23 protein-coding genes are annotated in these 23,004 nt (G+C 38.6%); 6 read left to right on the plus strand and 17 right to left on the minus strand.

Annotated elements, in window-relative coordinates:
* Positions 1-14: 14 nt before the first annotated feature.
* A complete protein-coding gene (locus CA730_RS12490; protein WP_096667678.1) occupies positions 15-1,613 on the minus strand; it encodes an Hsp70 family protein in 1,599 nt (532 codons plus the stop codon).
* Positions 1,614-1,775: 162 nt separating this feature from the next.
* On the opposite strand from CA730_RS12490, the gene CA730_RS12495 reads away from it, so the two are divergent.
* On the plus strand, positions 1,776-3,167 hold the full coding sequence (locus CA730_RS12495; protein ID WP_096667680.1) for a hypothetical protein: 1,392 nt from the start codon (positions 1,776-1,778) through the stop codon (positions 3,165-3,167).
* Between the two features lie 231 nt (positions 3,168-3,398).
* On the opposite strand, the gene CA730_RS12500 is transcribed toward CA730_RS12495, so the two are convergent.
* Positions 3,399-4,004: an exopolysaccharide biosynthesis protein gene (locus CA730_RS12500; protein WP_096667682.1), complete on the minus strand. Its 606-nt coding sequence runs from the start codon at positions 4,002-4,004 to the stop codon at positions 3,399-3,401.
* Positions 4,005-4,207: 203 nt separating this feature from the next.
* On the minus strand, positions 4,208-5,077 hold the full coding sequence (locus CA730_RS12505; protein WP_096671489.1) for a lipid kinase: 870 nt from the start codon (positions 5,075-5,077) through the stop codon (positions 4,208-4,210).
* A 479-nt stretch (positions 5,078-5,556) separates the two neighbouring features.
* Between CA730_RS12505 and CA730_RS12510 the strand changes: the two genes are divergently transcribed.
* A complete protein-coding gene (locus CA730_RS12510) occupies positions 5,557-6,690 on the plus strand; it encodes an SAM-dependent methyltransferase (RefSeq protein WP_096667684.1) in 1,134 nt (377 codons plus the stop codon).
* Between the two features lie 206 nt (positions 6,691-6,896).
* Here CA730_RS12510 and CA730_RS12515 read toward each other — a convergent pair whose 3' ends face one another.
* The 9 genes from CA730_RS12515 to CA730_RS12550 all read right to left on the minus strand — a co-directional run bounded on the left by CA730_RS12515 (position 6,897) and on the right by CA730_RS12550 (position 15,608).
* A complete protein-coding gene (locus tag CA730_RS12515) occupies positions 6,897-7,223 on the minus strand; it encodes a type II toxin-antitoxin system RelE/ParE family toxin (RefSeq protein ID WP_096667686.1) in 327 nt (108 codons plus the stop codon).
* The gene (locus tag CA730_RS12520) at positions 7,220-7,531 is read right to left on the minus strand and encodes a type II toxin-antitoxin system Phd/YefM family antitoxin (RefSeq protein WP_197705440.1); all 312 of its coding nucleotides are present in this window, start codon (positions 7,529-7,531) and stop codon (positions 7,220-7,222) included. Before CA730_RS12520 ends, CA730_RS12515 begins: the two co-directional genes overlap by 4 nt.
* 11 nt (positions 7,532-7,542) lie before the next feature.
* The gene (locus CA730_RS25615) at positions 7,543-7,680 is read right to left on the minus strand and encodes a hypothetical protein (protein WP_157749963.1); all 138 of its coding nucleotides are present in this window, start codon (positions 7,678-7,680) and stop codon (positions 7,543-7,545) included.
* A 185-nt stretch (positions 7,681-7,865) separates the two neighbouring features.
* Positions 7,866-8,198: a P-II family nitrogen regulator gene (locus CA730_RS12525; RefSeq protein ID WP_096667688.1), complete on the minus strand. Its 333-nt coding sequence runs from the start codon at positions 8,196-8,198 to the stop codon at positions 7,866-7,868.
* Positions 8,199-8,283: 85 nt separating this feature from the next.
* On the minus strand, positions 8,284-9,396 hold the full coding sequence (locus CA730_RS12530; protein ID WP_096667690.1) for a sodium-dependent bicarbonate transport family permease: 1,113 nt from the start codon (positions 9,394-9,396) through the stop codon (positions 8,284-8,286).
* A 763-nt stretch (positions 9,397-10,159) separates the two neighbouring features.
* On the minus strand, positions 10,160-10,996 hold the full coding sequence (locus CA730_RS12535; protein WP_096667692.1) for a nitrate ABC transporter ATP-binding protein: 837 nt from the start codon (positions 10,994-10,996) through the stop codon (positions 10,160-10,162).
* A 158-nt stretch (positions 10,997-11,154) separates the two neighbouring features.
* Complete coding sequence (locus CA730_RS12540; RefSeq protein WP_096667694.1) at positions 11,155-13,158, minus strand: ABC transporter ATP-binding/substrate-binding protein; 2,004 nt, start codon at positions 13,156-13,158, stop codon at positions 11,155-11,157.
* A 110-nt stretch (positions 13,159-13,268) separates the two neighbouring features.
* Positions 13,269-14,108 (minus strand): nitrate ABC transporter permease, encoded by an 840-nt coding sequence (gene ntrB, locus CA730_RS12545; RefSeq protein ID WP_096667696.1) that lies wholly within the window; start codon positions 14,106-14,108, stop codon positions 13,269-13,271.
* A gap of 117 nt (positions 14,109-14,225) precedes the next feature.
* Positions 14,226-15,608: a CmpA/NrtA family ABC transporter substrate-binding protein gene (locus CA730_RS12550; protein ID WP_096667698.1), complete on the minus strand. Its 1,383-nt coding sequence runs from the start codon at positions 15,606-15,608 to the stop codon at positions 14,226-14,228.
* A gap of 113 nt (positions 15,609-15,721) precedes the next feature.
* Here CA730_RS12550 and CA730_RS24365 point away from each other — a divergent pair, with 113 nt between their 5' ends.
* From CA730_RS24365 to CA730_RS12565, 4 genes are all read left to right on the plus strand, one after another.
* Entirely contained in the window at positions 15,722-15,874 is a 153-nt protein-coding gene (locus CA730_RS24365) for a hypothetical protein (RefSeq protein ID WP_157749964.1), read from the plus strand.
* A 616-nt stretch (positions 15,875-16,490) separates the two neighbouring features.
* A complete protein-coding gene (locus CA730_RS12555; protein ID WP_096667700.1) occupies positions 16,491-16,931 on the plus strand; it encodes a QcrA and Rieske domain-containing protein in 441 nt (146 codons plus the stop codon).
* 247 nt (positions 16,932-17,178) lie between these two features.
* Positions 17,179-18,102, plus strand: coding sequence for a LysR family transcriptional regulator (locus CA730_RS12560; RefSeq protein ID WP_096667702.1), 924 nt, complete (start codon positions 17,179-17,181; stop codon positions 18,100-18,102).
* A gap of 46 nt (positions 18,103-18,148) precedes the next feature.
* On the plus strand, positions 18,149-19,186 hold the full coding sequence (locus tag CA730_RS12565; protein WP_096667704.1) for an anthranilate phosphoribosyltransferase family protein: 1,038 nt from the start codon (positions 18,149-18,151) through the stop codon (positions 19,184-19,186).
* 52 nt (positions 19,187-19,238) lie between these two features.
* Here CA730_RS12565 and panD read toward each other — a convergent pair whose 3' ends face one another.
* The 5 genes from panD to CA730_RS12590 all read right to left on the minus strand — a co-directional run.
* Positions 19,239-19,628: an aspartate 1-decarboxylase gene (gene panD, locus CA730_RS12570; RefSeq protein WP_096667706.1), complete on the minus strand. Its 390-nt coding sequence runs from the start codon at positions 19,626-19,628 to the stop codon at positions 19,239-19,241.
* Between the two features lie 128 nt (positions 19,629-19,756).
* A complete protein-coding gene (locus tag CA730_RS12575) occupies positions 19,757-20,275 on the minus strand; it encodes an inorganic diphosphatase (protein WP_096667708.1) in 519 nt (172 codons plus the stop codon).
* Between the two features lie 201 nt (positions 20,276-20,476).
* Positions 20,477-20,665, minus strand: a complete 189-nt coding sequence (locus tag CA730_RS12580; protein ID WP_096667710.1) for a hypothetical protein — start codon at positions 20,663-20,665, stop codon at positions 20,477-20,479.
* 202 nt (positions 20,666-20,867) lie between these two features.
* The gene (locus tag CA730_RS12585) at positions 20,868-21,659 is read right to left on the minus strand and encodes a DUF4231 domain-containing protein (protein ID WP_096667712.1); all 792 of its coding nucleotides are present in this window, start codon (positions 21,657-21,659) and stop codon (positions 20,868-20,870) included.
* A 158-nt stretch (positions 21,660-21,817) separates the two neighbouring features.
* The coding region (locus tag CA730_RS12590; RefSeq protein WP_231939820.1) for an MFS transporter at positions 21,818-23,004 on the minus strand (1,187 nt) is incomplete at its 5' end.

Here is a 23,004-nt window from a genome sequence, read left to right on the forward strand (position 1 = left end):
CGCTTACCATATCCTCAACTCAATTGTGCCACCAGTTGATTTTCTACTAAGGTGTTGTTGGTTAATAAGTCTTCAACTGTAACTCTTAAAAACCGTTGTTCATCTACTTGAAAATAGATTTTAATGCGATCGCTGCCGGGAAATCCTGGAGGTTTGAGTTTGGCGATTTTACTGGCATTTACACTATCATTGAGGGGTTTAACAGTAGTTACACGAGTATCCAGTTGACGAGTAATTAAGCGATCGCCATCAAAGTATATCTCTGTTGTGCCTGTTTCTGCGCCTAATTCCCCGATAATTAACTCAATGCTGGGTTGATTGTCTACGGAAGCACCTAAAACTAATTCTACGGGTTGAATCATCGGGTAAGGTTGTCCGGTTTTAATGATAGGATGCCAACTATGACTTTGATTACGGCGATCCCAATAACGCACACCATAGCTATGATAAAGATAGTCTTTGATTTCTATGCCTTGGGTGATTTGTAATGCACCATGCGCGATCGCTTCAAAAGGTAATTGACGACGGATTTTTTCGGGTTCAAAATATTGTTCTATCCATGTCTGCACCACTGGTAATTGTACAGTTCCACCAACTAATAATACTGCATTAATATCATCAATTTCAATCCCATAGCGTCGCCCTTGCTGTAATAATGTCATCATTGAATCATGCAGCTTATCGAAAAATCCGTTTTCTTTCAAAATATTTTCAAAGGTGTAAAGATCAAGATCCATTTCATAACTTTCAAAAGTTTGATCGTTAAAATAAACTTCACTAGCTTTATCGCAGGTAGATAACTGAATTTTCACTCGTTCCGCGAGTCGTGCTGTAAGAGAACTAACTGGTAAGCCTTGGGTTTTGGCAAAATAATCTACTATCCAATTATCAATATCAGTTCCGCCGAGATTTTGCCCTGCTTTGGCTAATACACGGGCTGTTTTAGTCTTTTGTTTAGAATCTTCACCTAGAGTTTTATCACCCCATTTCAGGAGAAATCCTAAAGGTTTGGTTTTAGCTTGTTTTCCCTGATCTAAGCTGACTAAAGATAAATCTAACGTTCCTCCACCAAAGTCAACAACCAAGAGAGTTCCTTGATCTGCTAAACCATACCCCAAAGCCGCAGCAGTAGGTTCATCTAACATTCGTATTTGTTCGACTGGTAGTGATTGACAAACTTTCCCTAACCAGTAACGATAGGCTTCAAAGCTGTCTACAGGTGCAGTCAAAACTAAAGAATCTATTTTCCCTTCCAGGATGGCTAATTCGGCAATTACCTGGCTTAAAAACCATTTTCCTACTTGTTCAAAGGTAATATTTTTACCATCCAGTTCTGGTAAAAAACCCTGGATATCTGCACCGATTCCACGTTTAAAGTTACGGAAAAATCTTTGATCGGTTTTTATATCTAAACCGCGATCGCATACCTGTTGTCCAGCTATAATTGTCTCCGCACTGGCATTTTCTACATAAACTAAGCTGGGTATTAGTGGTGGGTTGAGGAATTGTTGCGCTGATAAACCGGGCAGATTTAGGGTTTCTGCTTGTTGAGTGACAGGATTCCAACGAGTGATAACTGTGTTACTTGTGCCAAAATCAATAGCGATCGCCATATCTTAATATTATTTCCGAAAATAGAGAACAGAATGGAGGGGGCATGGGGATAATTACTTATTACCAATTACCCACTACCTATTACCAGAATAAACTATCTAACTAGCAACTTTTGTGGTATTAAATCTGTCAGAGTGTAAAAACTACCCAAATATCTATTTATGTCTGTTGACGCTAAAGGTATTCCCGGTTTACCTGATTTAACACATCCCCAGGAATTACTGCAATTTGGTACTCAATTACTCCAAAGTTCGCTATTATTATTTTTTTTAATTATAGCCTTGGGAGTGGCAATGGCCTTAATTAGTTTTTCTGGGCGAAGATATTCGACTGAACAAGCGGTTTTTTTTGGTCAATGGTCAATTCGTTACTTCCAATTATTACAAGGATTACAGCATTTAGCTTTAATCTTAATTTTGTTAGTAACTGGCTTTTTTCTATGTTCAACCTTAAGCAATCGTTACCATTATTGGGAACAGGCAAAAGTCTCCCAAGTTGCGGCTACTGTAGCAGGTGATAAACTCGAACAAGTTTCTCCCCAAATTCGCTACATTACTGAAGAACCTTATGTTTATACTACCCAAGTTAATGGTAAGATAGTTAAAGTTAACGACAAACAAAAAGTTACTCGTTACCTTGCTTTAGCCAGTTCAGAAATTCAAGTTAAAATTAATCAAAGTGTGGATGTCCAAAATCGTAGTTCTATTTATCAAACAGACTATACAGCTAATTACAAAGTTATTAACCAACTGAGTGATATTAATAGTTTTTTCTTGGAAATACCACCACCTAATGGTTCTTCAATATTGCGTGATTACAAAGTAGAACGGGATGGGACAAGACTAAAACAAACAAATAACGATAATTATAGTTTTCCTTTCCGCTTAGAACCAGGACAAGAAACTACTTTTAAAGTTACCTATAAAGCCGATGGTGGTCCCCGCTGGGTTTATAGTGCCACAAATCAGTTACTTTCGCAATTCCGTCTAGTGGCGATCGCTAATTTTAATAATGCTGACTTTGCCAGTGGGATTACTCCTGATAATATTAAAGTTGATGGCAAAAGTATCCAATTTACTTGGACTTTTGCCGAAAATGTGTCTGTAAAAAACCCTTTTGGTGTCTTTACTAGCACTAAACCTATTGGCAAAACTGGTATTATTCCCCGGTTATTATTGTTAGCACCAGCTTTGTTTTTATGGTGGATATTGCTGCTGTACTTATCCCTACCCATGACGTTGAAAAATGTCGTCATTGCTGGAGGTATTTTCTTTGCTTGTTTATTAACACTAACCTATCTATCACGGATAATTAATACTGAATTAGCTTGGTTGACAATTGCATTAATTTTATTAGCTTTAAGTTATGGTTTAGGCGCAAATCGTCGTGTTTCTTTAGCCGCAATTATTTGTACAATCTCTGGAGTTGTTGTACCTGTCTTTGGGTTATTAATTCCTTTTAGTGGCTTAACTTTGAGTATTGCTGGGTTACTATCAGCCACTTGGTTGGCTGTGCTACATTGGTACGGATGGTATAATTTACAAGAGAATTAGATATTATATTCCCGGCTTCTTGAAGAAGTCGGGGATTTGGGGACGTGGTATTTTAGTAGCATAAAAAAATCAAAGTTCCACCCAAACTATCCGGATGGAGTAATACAAGAGATGGATACTTAAATAGTAGATGCACCTTAATTAAACTATTACCCTCGGCTTTTAGCTGGGGGTTTTTCTTGGCTTTGGGATTTCTATTCTAGCAACTTATCAGAGGAAATGTCAAAACTTTTATTTGAAAATAGCGGGCAGCAAATTGGGGGCTAACCATAGGGCATAACCTATAAAACCGAATAGTAAAGTAATCAAGAGAGTAGCAATATAGCTAATACACATTAACAAACCATCCGATTCAATGGTGGCAACTGCTAACAGTAAAATTCCCACAGTCGGAATAGGATTGGTAAAAGGAATGGGGGAAATTAATAATATTGTTAACCAAGAGATGCACAGCCCATTAAATCGCCAAATCCAAGCATGATTAGCGACTGTTTGTAATCGGGGACGGGCAATTTTTTCTAATACCCTAGTGACGCGACGTAGATTTTGTAAGATGATTTTAGCGAAAGCGTTGGGAAATTTATAATTAGCAATTTTTTTGGGTAGCCAAGGTGTTCTTCTTCCTAAAACCATTTGCAATGATAATAATAAACAAGCACCACCTAAAGGACTACTCAAGCCTGGAGGCATGGGGAATAAAAAAGGTAATACTAGTAAGGTGATTACCAAGCTAAAACCCCGTTCAGAAGTTTCTGTCAGAATATCACCTAAAGTTAGCGGCTGTTCACTTAAACGTTCTAGAAGAGATTTAATTTCTTGAGAAAAGCGTAAATTCATAATTATGATTTTAATGATTTTTGTGATTCTTTATGATACAGCAAAATTCAGGAGTGAAAACCGCTAGATACTTGCTTATTGACAGATAGGAGTTTTGATTTTCATTTTTTACCTTGGTTACTGGCAACCTGCTGTTTAATTACATAAATATATAGTCAAGATGTCATCAAATAAATCAGGTAAATCATAGTTTAAGATGATAGTTAGGGAGCTAAAACAGCGATCGCTTGAGGAACAACCCGAAACACAGCCGGAGTATGAGTTGTGATTTCTCCATCTGTATTAATAGAATGGGGTCTGCGAGTGTATACTGTAATTTCCTGCCCTTCAAGGGCGCGAACATTTGGCGAATGAATATGTCGTCCTTGACGCATAGCCGGCAGCAAAGGCAGAATTTGCCACCAATGATCAATTTCTAAACTATAAAGATCCAGCCTTTGATCATCTATAGCTGCATCGTGAACTACAGCCATACCACCACCATAATAGCGACCATTACCTACAGCAATTTGCACAGTTTTAACATAAATTGATTCATCATTCATACGAATTTCTGCACTAAAAGGGCGAGATCTCCAAATTACTTGCAATGCAATTGCCGCGTAAGCAAATATACCCCAACGCCGTTTAATTTCCTTAGTTAATTGTTGAGTAATTTTTACACTTAACCCCAAACTAGCCACATTAAAAAAATATTTACCATTTACACAACCTAAATCAATCCTGCGTAACTTTCCAGAAGCAATAATTTGACACGCTTCCGTTAAAGAGTTAGGAATTCCTAAAGTCCTTGCTAAGTCGTTAGCAGTTCCTAATGGTAAAATCCCCAAAGGTAATTGAGTCTCGACTATCGCCTCAATAGCAGCATTCAGTGTACCATCCCCACCACCCACAATTACCAAATTTATTTCTTGTTGATAACGCCGAATCAGATCACCTAATTGATTTGGATGTTCTGTAGATTCTGTAATTATCTCTAAACCCAATTGATTTAAACAATTTATCGCTTCTTGGTAACGTTCTTGTCCTTGACGAGAATTACTATTTACTAACAATAGTGCGCGGAGACTCATTTTAGCTACCTTTTGTAGTTTGTATATGGCATTATTTACATCCATTTATTAAAAATCTCAGTGCAGGATGATCAAAAGGTTGAGACTTAACTGATTATAGAATACAGTAATATGGTTTTATCGGAATCCAGTTTGATTATTGAAAAGATCCGTAAGCTATGTTAGCGACAGCGTAACACACTAAACCCTTGCTAGTCCTGCGTTACGGATTTAATCTCATAGCGAAGTGCCATCCGCACCTGATAATACTTAATTTTGTTCATAAATCAAATAGTAATCCTATATAGCAGTCGTCAAGCTTATAGGGGTTTCCCCGCCCTCTATTTTATTGCATCCTAAAGAAAGATAACTGCTATAGTAATCATTATTTATTCCTTTTTTCTCCTCATTTCTATCTAAAGAAATATCTATTATTTAATAATATTTTGACTTGATTTTATTGATCTAGAATAGCGGCAGTTTTGCAACCCAAGATCAACATGAGTTCATCAACGATTTTACAAAACATTGAAAAACATCTTCCTCTAGTGGGAGATGTGCATACTAAAAGTCCAATTGCTTACAAAGCAACCCGTCTTGCAGTTAGTACAGTTAATGCAGTGCAAATGGCAATAGCCGAGTCTTATATCAATGGATTAGAAGTACCGGATGCTGTGTTGCGATCGCTTTTTGATAGTTGTATGCCTATCTTTTTTAAGTATTTTCCATCCCTGCTTGCACCCTATGAATGGGTATTAACAGAAACAGACCATACCGCCGAAGGTTCCCAGGAATTAATGAAGATTCAGTACGACTTACCTCAAGCTATGCTGAATACCATGTTAGGTGATGGAAAACTTATTTATCCTAAATATAGCATGGGATTGTGGGAAAAAGGAGCAACCAATCTCGAACAATCACAAATGCAAATGATTGATGATGTCATTGACAAATTAGACATCAAAGATGGTGATCATATTTTAGATTTTGGCTGTGGTTGGGGCTGTGTAGCTAATTATATTCTTGCCAAATTTCCCCATGTCAAATTCACAGGAATTAACTTGAGTCACCACCAATGTGAATATATGCGTCAGAAAATGCAAGATCCTGAAAGTTACCTTAGTTCCGGTCGTTTTACTCTCTACGAAGGAGATTTAAACGATGCCCAATTTGAAACAAAATTTGACAAAATTCTCTCAATTGGCGTTTTTTGTCATGTAGGTAATTTAACAAAGGCTTTCCGAAAACTGGCATCTTTTCTCAAGGATAACGGCAAAGTTTTTATTCATATTATCACAGTCCGTACCCCCAATAACATATCCAGTGTTTTCACTCACAAATACATTTTTCCTCATGGTCGTTACTGGAAATATGACGCAATTACCAGCCACAATCAAGACCTGAAAACTATTGACCAATGGTATCTTAATGGTTCTAATTATTCCCGAACTTTTGCCAGTTGGTTAAAAAACTTTGATAATTCTCAGGCAATAGTCAAAGATTTGGACTACGGTATTGACTATGCTAAATTTCGTCGCATCTGGAGATTTTATTTAATTTGGTTAGGTGCTAATTTCGCCAGTTGCGATGGTGAATACAACGGTAATGGACAATACTTAATGGTTCATGCCTAATCTTTGATTTTAGTGATAGCATTGCTTCAGTAGGTTGGGTTGACGCAAGGAAACCCAACATTATTAAACCTGATGATTAAAGTTGTTGTTGGGTTACGCTGTTGCTTAACCTAACTTACACTAGTTATAAGGAAACCCAACATTATTAAACTTGATAATTAAAGCTGTTTTTGGGTTGCGCTGTTGCTTAACCCAACCTACATTAGTTATTCTGATTCTTCGTCTCTCATTGGTTTTTGAGCCGTGTGTCGCACAAAAATAATTTGAACATTATCATCAATAATTGTAAAAATAATTCGATAGGCGTTTCTTCCCTTTCCATATATAAGTTGTCGTATTTCTTGATCAAAAAATTCATTTTCAAATGCTAGAGAACAACGAGAAGGCATTTTTTCTAGTGATAAAATAGATTTATATAATCCTTCTAACCATGTTCTAGCCTTTTGGTGAGAAATATTACTAAACCAGAAATAAGCGTTTTCTATTGCTTTCTGTGCTTCTGGTTGGATAATGATTTGATATTTATCATTCATTGGGAACTGTCTAATTTATTAAACAATTCATTAAAGAAATCTTCGGCTTTTTTTCCTTCACCTTTCTGCATTTGTTCTAAGCCAAGTTTAATACCTTTTAAGGTTTCTACTAACTCAGCAGCATCTAATAGTTCTTGATAAGATTCTGCATCTTGAACAACTAACTCGGCTTTTCCGTTGACAGTGAGAACTAAGGGGTGTTTTGTTTTTTTAATCTGTTGTAGAAATTCAGTAGTGTTACGCTTAAATTCGGTGAGGGAATGTATATCTTTACTAAGATTGATCATGACCGCAAGTTTAATTAGCATCTAATTAGATGTTAATTATAATTGGTGGTATTTGTCAAGTATTTTTTGGTAACTGCTTTGAGTGGGTTGCGTTGTTGCTTAATCCAACCGTTACACCCCACATTCCGCACCCCCCCAGTGTCACAATCGGTAATTATGGCTAACGCCACGCTCCGCTATCGGATTTTTGAAGACCTGTAAGGATAATTTTGATACAAAATGGTCTAAATTTTAGGTAGCGATAGCGAAGCACTGCTGCAAGCAGTTCGCCAATCCCAAATCCCCAAACGACCAATTTTCGTTGTGTGACAGTTTAGGGTGCGGAATGTGGGTTTTAGGTCTGTGTCGTTTCAACTCAACAGCCGTCTGGTCCACAGAAATGTCTTCCGTACAGTACCTCTGCTTCACAGATATAGATAATGCCCGCATAATCGGTGAAAAACTTGATTGCGACCTGATCCGCAATCTTCTCGGCCATCTCCCGATTTTCGGTAAGTACCTCGAACTTTACATTTGAATCGGTGTCAGCAGTGTTGGGTTTACCTGTAGAGCGCACGTTACGACTGCCTTTACCGCCAGTATCCACGACCGTATAACCGGTTGCCCCGCATTCATCAATGATCTTGGCGACCTTTTTCATCAGAATCTTTTCCGTGACGATGACGAGCTTGTTAGCTTTCTTGGACATATTGCTTACCTCCTTAAATCAAGTATATTAATCTACTCCGTCTGCGGGGTCAAGGGAGAGCCGACAGACCGCGACTGGTCTGGGATTACTTGCCGCCGATCGCCTGGGCAAGTCCGATAAAGAAGGGTATACACAAACCGATCGCAATTGGCGTACCAATGGCTGTAGACGCGCCTATATATGCCGATGGATTAGCCGAAGGGATACCTGCTCGCAATGTAGGAGGACCGGAGATGTCTGAACTAGAGGAAGCGATGACAGCCAGTACCACGACACCGCCCATGCTGAAATTCATTGTATAGTGGGCAATCATACCTAGTCCGAAGGCAATTAAACCATGTATAAATGGTGCTAACACACTATAAACGACGTACCATTGGGCAACCTTACGCAGTTCACCCACTCTTGACCAAGCCTCCATACCCATCACCAGCATCAAGATTGAAAGCAAGCCGCGAAAGGCGGGATCGTAGAAGCTTTTATAGACAGTTTCCGGACGGGTGAACAGTCCCAGAGCCATTCCTAATAACATTGCCGATAAGGCAGGACCCCGGAGGCTTTCCTCAATGATCGGCCATATCTTGACCCGATTATCATCAGGATCTTTCTGCTGGCTGAGATACTCCTGCCTGGTGCTGGGATAATCACCAGCCGCAACGGGCTGCTTACTCAAAGACTCTTCCATCGCAAGTTCGGGTGATTCTTTAAGCTTCTTCTTGTTGAGGTAAATATTAGCTACCACAATCGCAGTTACGAGCGCGGGGATATCCATAAAGGGATAGAGTGCACCAGTCCATGCTTCAAATGGAATTTTTTGTTCTTCTAGTACCGTCAGTCCGGCGGCCATGGTAGAACCACTCACCGCACCAAACAACCCCCCAGTTGCGATCGCATCAACGACTTTGACCTTTGGCAGCTTGGCCAATGTATAGCGGGCGATGAATACAACCGCAATACCTGTGACTACAGCAAACAATGCGGGTAAAACCATGTCCGCTAGGTTGGAGTTACGGATCGCAATTCCACCGGTTAGACCGATTTTGGTGAGTAACATGAAGACGATGATCGTACAAATTGACTCTGGAATTACCAATTCACTACCAAGGGCGGCAATAATCATTCCACCAATCAAAAAGGCCAATGTTGGGGACTGCAACTGGGCAATAAAGTCCGTGATAAATAAGGATACAAAATCCACGAATACCTCCTTGTTTCTCCTCTAAAGAGGAGTATTACAATAGTTGAAGATGAAGTACAGTTAAGAGCATTTAGCTACAGAAAAAAACTATTTTCATCCGCCAAAAACCTGGTTGCTAATTATGCAACCATGAAAATTTGGTAATAATAAACTTTGGTAACAATTATTTCAGTTACCTAGTTTATTAGTTAGTTGAAAATATGAGTGTTAGCTAATTTCTGCCGATGCAATTTACACAACGCTGTTTGCGTTAGAGCATTTATCAATGCTGATCTAAATCTTTCAGTTCAACATTTAAGTTTTATGAAAATTTGTTTGTCAAAGTACATTTGTAAATGCTCCTTAAGTAGTGCTTAACTGTGTCCTCAGTGCAAAAAACAGCAAGTATAAAATATCTTGCCGGTTGATGATTACGGTTGACAATTTACATAAATTATGAGCTAAGGTACTACTCAAGGAGAAACCCTAGTTACCCTGAAACACAATCATGTAAAAAAATATATCCGCTTTTAGTTTTTTTGAAACCCAGGGATCAACTGTTTGATTAAAAACAGCATACAGCCTTTAGGTCGCAAAAATTAACCCAAAAACATGAATTATTAAAAAAATATTATAAATAACATATACATTATATAAGTTTTTGCTTATATGTAACCCAAAAATTGGCCGTATTCATTAATGTATAAGTTTTTCTCTATGAAAACCATTATTGATTCCTGAGAAAATAGACAAGAGGCGAAACTTAATTCGCCGCCTTTTTACTTTAACCGACATCATCATGAGCGAAACGATTAAACAAGAAATCTAACGCATAATTCCGCAGTTGATAATATTGAGGATCTTCCATAATTCTCGCTCTATCCCGTGGTCTTGCAAAGGGAATTTCCATCACTTCCCCTATTTTGGCATGAGGGCCATTAGTCATCATTACCAACTTGTCAGCCAAAAATAAAGCCTCATCAATATCATGGGTAATCATCAAAACTGTACAACGATTATCATTCCAGATTTTCAGCAACTCCTCCTGTAACTCTTCCTTAGTGATCGCATCCAACGCCCCAAAAGGTTCATCTAAAATCAGCACTTTGGGACGAATAGCCAAAGCACGGGCAATAGAAACCCGCTGTCTCATTCCTCCAGACATTTGCATAGGTTTCTTTTCCATTGCGTCGGCTAAACCCACCATTGCTAAATGTTCTCTAACAATAGAACGTTTTTCTGCTTCTGGCTTAGTTGGATAAACTGCATTTACAGCTAAATAAATATTTTCAAATGCTGTTCTCCAAGGTAGTAAGGCGTAGTTTTGAAATACGACCATTCTATCTGGACCTGGTTTTGTAATAGGTTGTCCTTCTAATAAAACTTGTCCAGTTGTCGGAAAGTTGAAACCAGAAACCATGTTTAATAAAGTTGATTTACCGCAACCAGAGTGACCGATAACGCAAAGAAATTCCCCTTGTTCAACGTTGAGGTTAACACCATCAAGAACGGTAAATGGTCCATTTTTGGTGGGATAAACTTTACAAACGTCTTTAATTTCTAGGAAAGGCTGACGGCTGATTGTGGTTGTGTTGGTAGATATTAAGTTACGGTTTTGCATTGTTTGGTAATTGGTAGGAGGTTTCGCGCAAAGACGCTAAGAAGCAAAGACGCAAAGGAAGAAAGGATGATTTTATTAGTTTTGTGGGATGGGCATCTTGCCCGTCTTTTATATTTTTGGGCAGACAGGATGTCCACCCCACAAGATTTATCCCCCCTTTAAGCTGCGGTTTTTCGGGGGGAATCTAGAATGACTTCGGCTATGGAGAAGTCGCGTTTGATTTCTAGGTCGTTAAGATAGCTAATGGGGTCGTCGGCGTTGAAGGGTTTACCATCAAATAATTGAATGGGTTGACGGGTGTAACTGATATCTAAGCCTAGTTCTCTGGCTGCTGTACTGAAAACACGGACTCGACACACTCGTTCGACGATTTCTACCCAATTTCTGGGGAAGGGAGTATCACCCCACCGTGCTAATTGAGTCATAATCCAAATTTGTTCTGTCCGACTGGGGCGGTTAATGGCAGACTCGGAATAAAATTGGTGATGGGCATATTCCCGCATCGGATGATCTAAGTCACAACTATCACTACTGGGGTTTTCCAGTTGGATATATTCAATATCTGTGCTGACATAATCCCGACTTGCTAAAATTTGGCGAATTTCTTGGGCGTTGGCAGGATCTGCACAATATTTGCAAGCTTCTAATAAGGCTTTGGTTAAGGCAATATGGGTATTTGGATAAGTTTCTGCCCAATCTTCTCGCACGCCTAAAACTTTACCGGGGTGTCCTAACCAAACTTCTAAATCTGTGGCAATTGTAAAGCCTGAACCTTCAACTGCTGCGCGATAATTCCAAGGTTCACCTACACAATAACCGTCAATAGTTCCACCTTTTAAATCTACTACCATTTGGGCAGGAGGAATATTTTTCATGTCTACGTCAATATCAGGATCAATTCCTCCTGCGGCTAACCAATAACGCAGGAGTAAATTGTGCATTGATGCGGGATGGACTACGCCCATTCTGTGTGTTTGTTCGCGGGTTTTTAGGAGGTATTTTTTGAAGTCGGATAAGCTATGTACACCTTCTTCATAAAAACGTTTTGCTAAGGTGATGGCGTTACCGTTGCGGGTCATTGTTAGGGCTGTGACAACGGGTAAGGGTTCGTTTTTATTGCCTCCCAAACTTAACCACATTGGCATACCAGAGGGCATTTGTGCCGCATCTAAATATCCCCCCGTCATCCCGTCTACAATTCCCCGCCAACTGCTTTCCCGGACTAAATTAACTTCATCTAAGCCATGTTTGATGAAAAAGCCTTTTTCTTTAGCAATAGCCAGGGGGGCGCAAGCTGTAATGGGTAAGAAGCCAATTTCTAAATTAACTTTTTCTAAACCATGACGAACCACCGCAGCAGTTTTTCTGGCCCGAATTTTTTTGATGCGTTTTTGTTGGTTGAGGAAGTAAATCATTTCACTTCGCAAGGTGTAGTAACTGGGATGTTTTACTACTTCCATGCGTTTACGCGGTCTGGGAATATCTACTTCTAAAATGTCGCCAATTTTTGATTCTGGTCCGTTGGTTAACATAACTATTCTGTCAGATAACAATACGGCTTCGTCTACGTCGTGTGTCACCATGACGGCGGTAACTTCGTTTTCTTCGCAGATTTGCATTAATTGTTCTTGCAAATTACCGCGAGTTAGGGCATCTAATGCACCGAAGGGTTCGTCTAATAGTAATAGTTTAGGACGAATTGCTAAGGCGCGGGCTATAGCTACCCGTTGTTTTTGTCCACCAGATAACATCCCTGGTTGTTTATCAGCATGGGGACGTAAACCTACCATATCTATGTGTCTGTCAATAATCGCTTTGCGTTCTGCCGCTGGCATTCCATTTAATACTGAATCTACCGCTAAGGCGATATTTTCTCTGACTGTTCGCCAAGGTAAAAGCGAATAGTTTTGAAATACGACCATTCTATCTGGTCCTGGTTTTTTAATTCTTTGTCCTTCTAGAGTTACTAATCCTTCTGTTGGTAAATCCAAACCGGCGATCATATTTAAAAGTGTGGATTTTCCGCAACCAGAGTGACCGATAAGGGAAACAAATTCGCCTTTTTTTATTTGGAGATCAATACCTTTGAGGGCAATATATTGACCGCCACCTGTTAATTCAAAAACTTTATCAATTTGCTCAACGCCAACAAATATAGACATAATTTTGGTGATTGGTGATTGGTGATTGGTTAGTTGTCAGTTGTCAGTTGTCAGTTGTCAGTTGTTATTTCTTCGCTATTGACTAATGACCACTGACTAATGACTAATAGCTATTTCTGTTCACTTGGTAAAATCCAGTTTTGTAATGCAGCCATGAGTTTATCTAGGATTAAACCAACAACACCGATATAAACTAGTGCCAAAATTACTTCACTAACGTTGTTATTTTGATAAGCATCCCAGATAAAAAAGCCGATACCAACAATACCGGACATCACGATTTCTGCCGCAATAATCGCTAACCAAGCCAAACCAATAGCAATTCTTAAACCTGTAAAAATGTAGGGTAATGCTGAAGGAATTAAGATATTAAAGAAATACTCTTTTTTAGAAAGTTGTAGAACTTTAGCAACGTTGTTATAGTCTTGAGGAATTTGAGTTACACCCACCGCAGTGTTAATGAGAATCGGCCAAATTGCGGTGATGAAAATTACGAATAATGCGGCTGGTTCGTTTTGGCGTAATGCTGCTAGAGAAATAGGAACCCAAGCTAAAGGAGGTACTGTTCTTAATAACTGGAATAAAGGATCTAAAGCTTTTGACATGGTTTTGTTGACACCAATCAAAACACCCAAGGCAATACCGACAATTGCCGCTAGTGTATAGCTAATAGCAACCCGTTGGAGACTAGCCCAGATTTGCCAAAAAAGTCCTTTATCAGTGCCTCCTTTGTCATAGAAGGGATACAGAATCAAGATCCAAGTGTCTTGAATAACTTGGATTGGTCCGGGTAATGTTGCCCCTGGAGTCCAAGAAAATAGTTGCCAAATAGTTAGGAAAATAAGTAATGCGATCGCCGGAGGTATAAGTTCAGGAAATTGTTTTTGTAAACTAGATAAAAAGCTATTATCAAATTTAGGAGTTGTCGAACGTTTTTGAGCTATGGTCATGAATTTTTCCTCAAATTTATGAATGGTTAATGGGTATTTTGTGGAAATTAAGTACGCTTTCTTTAAAATTATTATAGAGACGTTCTGTGTCTCTACATTTTCGGACAGGTCTATTGATTAAACACCTACTTTTTTAATTTTTAAACTCTTGAGATATTCTTCTGGTTTCTCAGGGTCGAATTTGACTCCATCAAAAAACTCTTCAACTCCACGAGATGTACTAGTGGGAATGTCAGCAGCAGGTATTCCTAATTCTTTAGCTGCTTCTTTCCAAATATCTTCGCGGTTCACTTTTTTGATTAATTCTTTAGCTTTAGCTGCACCATTGCTAATGTAATCCTTGGGTAAGAACCCCCAACGCACATTTTCGGTGATGAACCATAAATCATGACTTTGGTAAGGATAGGAAACGCTGCCTTTAGCATCTTTCCAGTAATAAGCAGCCATTGATTTATCGTCTATTTTACGACCATCACCCATGTCATATTTACCTTGGTATGGGTCAGCTAAAACTGCTGGGGAAGATAAGCCAAAATACTTTTTAGCGGTGAGAATTTCTGCTGCTTCTTTGCGGTTATCAAAGTTATCTAACCACTGTTGGGCTTCCATAACACCTTTTAATAGGGCTTTTGTAGCTTTGGGATTTTGGTCAACCCAATCGCCTCTCATGGCAAAATATTCTTCGGGGTGATTTTTCCAAATTTCGGCTGTTAGTGCCGCCATGAAGCCGATTTTGTCGTTAACCAGACGAAATGGCCAGGGGTCGCCAGTGCTGAAAGCATCCATTGTCCCGGTTTTCATGTTGGCGACAGTTTGCGCCGCTGGAACTGTTAATAATTTGACATCTGTATCTGGGTCAATTCCACTTGCTGATAACCAGTAGCGAATCCACAAATCTTGGTTAACGTTGGGGAATGTGAAAGCTGCGGTAAAAGGTGTGGAAGATTTCATTTGGGCAAATAATGGTTTTGCCGCATCGAGTTTTAAGCTAATACCTTTCCCTAGATGTTTGTTGGCGATCGCAATTGCATTACCATGAGTAACTAACTGGGCAAGAACATACATGGGTATTGGTTTATTACCCTTAGTAATTTTACCTTCTGTAATTAAGTGTGGCATGGGCATTTGCCATTGACCACCATCAATACCACCACCACCAGAACCAATTTCTACGTTATCTCTTGCTGAACCCCAAGATGCTTGTTTAGAAAGTTCTACATTGGTCATCCCATGTTTAGCAAAAAAGCCTTTTTCTTGGGCAATAATTAATGGTGCAGATTCAATAATGGGGATAAATCCTAATTTGGCTTTTGCCGTTTCTGGTTTTTGTTCTGCACTAATATTAGCTGTTGGTTGAGTAGCCGTTTGTGTGGATGTACCACCCGTGTTACCTGCTTCTGGTGGACTTCCTAAACAACCTTTGAGTAATACTGCACTGGCTGAAACTCCAGCAGTGACAATAAACTTACGGCGAGAAACCTGGTTAAGAAATTCAGACATAATACATCTCCTGGATTTACAAATTTATGTTTTGAAGCATATTTTTTAGTCATACATTAGACATCAAAATTAAGGCAATCTCATAATAATTTCTTGCTAATGCACTAAAAAAATTGCCTTTTAATGTGAAAAGGCTGATTTCTCTATGGGGACAAAGTTTAATTACCTTGGGTTTTTGGGTAAGATGGAAAACAACCTCTGAACCAATTAAAATCAGTTTACAGGTTTTTCCGGGAAATGGATCAACTTGGCAAGGTAGTTATTAAATAAATATTAGATTAGACATATAAGTAAAAATTTATAGTCTGGACTTAATTTTGTGACAAGTTATTAATATATATTGCTTGATTGATGATAACAGTTATTTTCGACTATGATTTCCGTAATTTTAGGTTGATTTAATCACATAAAAAAGGCATGAAATAGATAATTCTGATATTAACTATAGAACGACATCTTCATCCATAGATGAATTTGATGATAACCATTTTTGATAATGGAGAATTACTACAGTAGAATTCAGGAGTCAGGAGTAAAACTGGCTTTGTGTATATATAAGTAGGTTGGCGTTAAAAATTGTCGTTATAGCAAGGGAACTCCAAAAGAGGTTTTGGGCAAATTTACTTTTCGTTACATATTTTGGTTTTTTCCGTTCACCTACTTAGGGACTTCCAATTAAAAAAATACCCAAAAATTTCTTGTGGTGCGGGACGAAAAGCCCGCTAATCATCAAGGACGGGCAGGATGCCCATCCCACAAAATTGGATAATTTATTTTTTAGCTTTCCCTTGGTTATAGCAAGGGGATTATAGCTAAACAATGACATGATCAACCTTTAGCAGTGATAATAGATAAAAAATTACATCCTGACTACCAGCAAATATGAAACGTCGTGAATTTATAAATTGGGTGGGATTAGGTTGTTTAGCTAGTTCCTTACCTGTCGCAATTGCAGCCTGTTCTCCCGAAACCAGTACATCAGCTAATCCTGGATCTAATGCTGCTACTAAAGGCTGGGAAAAGGTAGGTACGGTGGCACAATTAGACAAAACTGGTGAACTATTGGTAGAAAATTCTCCAATTGGCGCAGTATTGGTAGTTGGCACATCTAAAACCGCTAAAAGTTTGATTGCTGTTAATCCAACTTGTACTCATCAAGGTTGTACGATCGCCTGGAAAGCCAAAGAAAGTAAATTTGTTTGTCCCTGTCATGGGGCAAAATTTGCGCGTGATGGCAAGGCACAAGACGGACCCACTAAAGAACCGCTGAAAACTTACCAAGCTAAAATTGAGAGTGGTTCTGTCTTAGTTCAAGCTACTTGATCCTCTAAAGAATCTCATATAGCAGGAGGAAAGAGGCAGGGGGGGGAGAAGATATTTACCAATGACCAATTCCCTGTTTCCTGCTGTATCAATTACTATACAACACATCAATTCAGTATTCGCAAGTATTTTTGCTAATGTGATTATGTAAATTAAATACTGGACAACTAATTAAATTAAATTAAAATTATACAGATAACCCGTTAAATTAATAAGAGCTATAATTTTATACTTAGGTTAAATCAAAATGCGTCTAGAGCAGTTGCAAGCCTTTTTGGCGATTGTTCAAACTGGCAGCTTTCAACAAGCAGCGAAACAATGTGGTGTGACTCAATCAACCATTAGTAGGCAAATTCAGGCATTAGAAGCAGATTTAGGGATAGAACTATTTCATAGAACCTCTCATGCCAAATTAACTTTAGGAGGTGAACGGTTACTTCCTCGTGTACATAAAATCTGCCAGGAATGGGATTTGGCTACACAGGAATTAACAGATCTAATCGGAGGAAAGCAACCAGAACTATGTATTGCAGCGATACATTCAGTATGTGCTTCTTACTTACCACCAGTATTACAAAAGTTTTGTCATCATTATCCAGAAGTCCAATTGCGAGTGACATCATTAGGAAGCGATCGCTCTCTGAAAGTCCTCAAAGATGGTTTAGTAGATTTAGCAATTGTCATGCACAATCGTTTTCTGATCACAGGCAAAGAAATGGCGATAGAATTCCTATACGAAGAACCTATAGAAGTCCTTACCGCAGCCAATCATCCCCTAGCTGAATATGAATCTATCCCCTGGTTAGAGTTAATTTGTTATCCTCAAGTAGTATTTAAGGATGGTTATGGAATGCAACGTCTGATTCAAGATAAATTTGAACAGATGAAAACTAAACTGAAAGCAGTTTTGGAAGTAAACACCCTAGATGCCTTTCGGGGAGTAGTTCGTCAAGGAGAACTCATTGCCTTACTTCCCCAGTCAGCACTTATGGAAGCTAGATATGATCCCACCCTGGCAGTTCGTCCTCTACGCGAAAATAGTAATTTAGGTAATAATTCCCCCCTGACTCGTCAGGTAGTCATGGTAACAACTCAAGATCGTCTCCACATTCCTCCAATACAATATTTTTGGCAGCTTGTCAAGGATAATATTCCTGAAATTAAAAATTAAAAATATAAACTATTGCCTTTTTCCACTGACAACTGACAACTAACAAATGACTCATAAATTTCGAGAATTTATCCAAAAAGTAGGTAGTGGAAGTCACACATCCGATAATTTAACCCGTGGTGAAGCAGCTACTGCCACAAAAATGATGTTATTAGCTGAAGCGACACCAGCACAAATTGGCGCGTTTTTAATTGCTCATCGGATTAAACGTCCTACCGGTGAAGAGTTAGCCGGGATGTTAGATACTTACCATGAACTTGGCCCCAAATTGTCGGCAATAGCCCAACCTGTGATTGTCTTAGGTATACCCTATGATGGTAGAACTCGCACTGCACCCATTAATATCATTACGGCTTTGTTATTAGCTGCGGTGGGACAACCTGTAATTATGCACGGGGGCGATCGCTTACCCACCAAATATGGTTTGCCTTTAATCCAGATTTGGCAAGGTTTAGGAATAGATTGGACTAGTTTATCACTGGAACAAACCCAGCGGATTTTTGAAGAAACAGGAATTGGTTTTATTTACACACCCAAACATTTTCCTTTAAATCAAACTTTGTGGGAATATCGTGATCAATTGGGGAAACGTCCACCGTTAGCAACAGTGGAGTTAATTTGGTGTCCTTATGCAGGGGAAGCTCATATTATTGCCGGTTTTGTTCATCCACCGACGGAAGCAATGTTTCAGGAGGCTTTGGGGTTACGTGGGGTGACAAAATATACTTTCGTCAAGGGTTTAGAAGGTAGTTGTGACTTACCACACGATCGCACAGCCATTATCGGTTTATCTTCATCAAATCCAGAAGTATTAACCCGGCTACAACTTGTACCCCGTGAATATGGCTTTATCACTAAAAATGTTCCTCTAACTACTACAGAAGAACTCATTCAAGATATGCAAGGGGTTTTGACGGGAAAAGCCAATGAATTAATGCAAACAGCCCTCTGGAATGGTGGTTTTTACCTATGGCGCAGTGGGATTTGTCTAGATATGCAAGCTGGTATAGACAAAGCCGCCGAATTAATTACCAGTGGTTTATTAGGTGCTAAACTGCACCAAATCAAAATGTTGCTGGGTTAAATTCATAACCCATTCTTTCTTCTAACTCCTGACTCGGTGATTCCTACTATTCCTAATTAATCCGCTTACTAAGCAGATCATCATAATGTCGCACTTCTAATAACTGGTTTTTTTCACCCACAATGACAACAGTAGGAGAGTAACATTTTAACTCTTCCATAGTAAACTGCCCGTAAGCCATTATAATCAAGCGATCGCCAACTACGCCTAAACGTGCCGCTGCTCCATTCAATTCAATAGCTCCTGAATTAGCTGGAGCCGATATGGCATAAGTAATAAAACGCTCGCCATTAGCAATATTCACTACTTGTACTTGCTCGTAAGGGAATATACCAGCTTTTGCCAAGAGAACCTCGTCAATGCTGATACTGCCCACATAATTAATATTTGCCGCTGTGAGTGTACAGTTATGAATTTTTGCTGATAAGAGAGTGCGCTGCATTTGATTTTAAATTTTTTTTGCAACCAGTGAGAGATTCGGGAATCAGATCAGTAGGTTGTTACTGATTATTCCACAATTATTGGCTTAGTGGGTAATAGGTAATTCAGATTACCATCACCCACAATCTATTATGCTTTAGCTTTAGCTGCTTGAACGAACTTTGCTACTAAGGGGGCTACCTTATCAACATCCTGCCAACCGAGAATTTGTGTTACCTTTTTTTCCAAATTTTTATAACTACGGAAAAATTCGGCAATTTCTTCCAGTTTATGAGGGGCTATGTCTTTAAGGGACTTTACATGAGCGTAGCGCGGATCTTTATCGGGAACACAAAGAATTTTTTCATCGCGATCGCCACCATCAATCATTTCCAAATAACCAACCGGTCTAGCGGCAATAACGCAACCGGGAAATGTTGGCTCATCCATGATCACCATACCATCTAACGGATCGCCATCATCAGCCAAGGTATTGGGGATAAAACCATAATCATAAGGATACTTCACTGAAGAATAAAGAACCCGATCTAGGGCAAACGCTTGTAAATCCTTATCGTATTCGTATTTATTTTTACTTCCACCAGCAATTTCAATCAGGACATTAATTACACCTGGCTTTGGTTGGGCGGGAATCAAAGATAAATCCACAATAAAACTCCTTTACTAAAAGTGAATCAGCGGTAGCAGCCATTTTCGCTCCCAGTGTAAGATCTTAAGACATTGTGGATCTCTTCCTCAACATTCCTGCTAAGATACTCGTGAATTTCACAAATGATCCGCAAAAAAGGCAGAGAAAAAAACTCCCTGCCCCTCATCCTCTGCTTTAAGTCTTAAATTCTGCTGTATATTTTAATCTCCACGAATAGATAGATTGTAAGTTAAGGATGGTTGACTCTTTTCAAGATTAACAGAAGAATAGTGGGCAATGATAAATACTGGTAAAGTGAGAGTGATCAGAGCAATCAGTGTTCCCACGATGTCTGCCAAACGCTGGGAATATGTATCGGAAGAATTGGCAGACGGGCTATTTAAATTCATAAAAAGTTGCAATTAATCAGAATCACGATTAGGTTGACTCTCTAGAAAAGAGCGTCTACACTATTCTAACTATTTTTTTACCATAAACCGTAATGTCAGGGATAACTGACATTTTTGATCATTCAGAAATTCCGTAGGGGCGCAGGGCTTGCGCCCAGAAATTGATATGTCCTGCGCCCCTAAATTGGTGATTACACCAAAACTATGCAGCTACTTTTTGTTCTGTAGTTGATTCTTCAGATTGTGGTGACTCTTGTTTTTCTTGAGTTCCCTGTTCTGAATCACTGTTTGGTTGAACTAGTTGCAGGTGAATATTATTCACTTGATTAATAAATAGTTCTATGGACTGACTTACTCTTTGTTGTTGTTTACCTTCTTCTGAAATATCATAACAACGATAGGCTGGGCTAATTCCCAAAATAAACTTTTCCTGTTCAGCTTCTAATAATTCAACGGCTTTGTTAGCAGCCATCCAATTTTTCTCAAAAGGAAATGAGGTAACGATACTAGCAACAATGGAAGCAACGGCTGGGCAAATAACAGGCAACCATTTTAACCAACTTTGTCCTGCTTCTAACTTATCCACCAACACTAAAATTGGTGTTACACCTGACAAAATAACGGTAGAAATTTGCAAAACATAGTAAAGAGTTCTGGCAAGATTTCGAGAACTTTTATAGTCGTCAATCAACTCTTGCGAATATTCTAAAGCTTTAGCTCGTGCCGGCAAAACTGTATTATAGTCCAATGTAGTACCATTGCTTAATAGAGATGTATAGAGTTCAGCTTTTCTGGAAAGCTCAGTTTTTTGTGATTCCTTTTTAGCATTATTTACCGATTGTCTATTGAAAAGAAATAAACCAATGGCAATAGTTAAGGCAACGGAAGCAGCAGTTACATATTGTTGATTACTAGAATCAAAATAAATAATCAAACCTGATGTTATGGCAACTGCGGCTAACAAGTAATCAATCAACTTGAAAAAAAACAACATATTTTTGCCTGGCGTAGTTATTGGGTAATGTTGAATTCATGACTGAGAAAAGTTGTTGCAAAATAGTAATTTTACAAACAATGATCTATATTACACGAAAGTAACAATATTGACAATGTGTACTAACTGTCAATATTGTCAATAGTATAATTTAACGCTTAAATAGCCGTGCTATATCTTTTGCGCGTACCTATGGCTAAGGTTAAAACCAAAAATGTTAAACCTCCTGCTAGATACAAAGGATAGCCATAAGTGATAGGTTGGGATTGGTGAACTATCATCCCCGCAATCACTGGACCAATACCGTTGGAAATACTTAAATAGGATGCGTTTAATCCTAATACAGTTCCCTGATCTTGTGGTCGAGCATTGAGAGAAATCAATGTACTGATCATGGGTTGGACTAGGGCATTAAAAAGCGCAAATAGAATGCTAACTACAATAAAGTAATTGATGCTAGGCCAAACAGGCATTAACAAAAATGATAAACTGCGAACAAATAAGCCTAAAAATAATATCTTGACAACATTAAATTTACGACTGAGGACGGATACTCCCCAAGTTTGCATGATTACTCCTAATGTGCCAAAAACTAAAAATAAGAGTGTTAAAGATTTATTATTTTGATGTAAAACTTGGATAAAGTATGGTTGAAAGGCATAGGTGAACATGGTAAATGTTGTTCCGGTGCAAAAGTTAATGAATAATAAAATGCCAATTCCTGGCATGGCAAATCCTTTAATTAAATTTTCTAACCCTAAATCAAAGATATTCGTAGCTCTTGGAGATTTATTTTGTAAGGTTTCTGGTAATAAGAAGATTGTCATTAATACGGCTATCATCGCAACTGTACCAGAAATTAAAAATGCCGTTCCTAAAGAAATTTGTTGAGCTAATAAACTGATTGCTGGTCCAAGGATAAAGCCTAATCCCATTGCTGCACCATAAATCCCAAATGCCTGAGCGCGATTTTTTTGCTCGGTAACATCAGAAATCACAGCTTGGGCAACTGAAGCATTTCCTCCTGTGATACCATCTAAAAATCTGGCGAAAAATAGTAATGTTGCTGTTGTGGCAGTTCCCGCTATAGTATTAGCAATTACTGTTCCTGCTAAACTGATTATTAATAATGGTTTTCGTCCAAATCTGTCGGAGAGTTTACCAATTACAGGAGTGGCGAAAAACTGAGCAATAGAATATGTTGAGAATAATAAACTGGTTTGGAAATCATTTAAACCAAATTGTTTACCATAAAGATAAATTATGGGGATGAGAATTGTAAAACTCAGGGAATTAATAAAGGCAATTAAGGCGGTAATCCAAAAAATTCGATTCATTTTTGATT

It is taken from the genome of Dolichospermum compactum NIES-806, assembly GCF_002368115.1.
Lineage (GTDB): Bacteria > Cyanobacteriota > Cyanobacteriia > Cyanobacteriales > Nostocaceae > Dolichospermum > Dolichospermum compactum.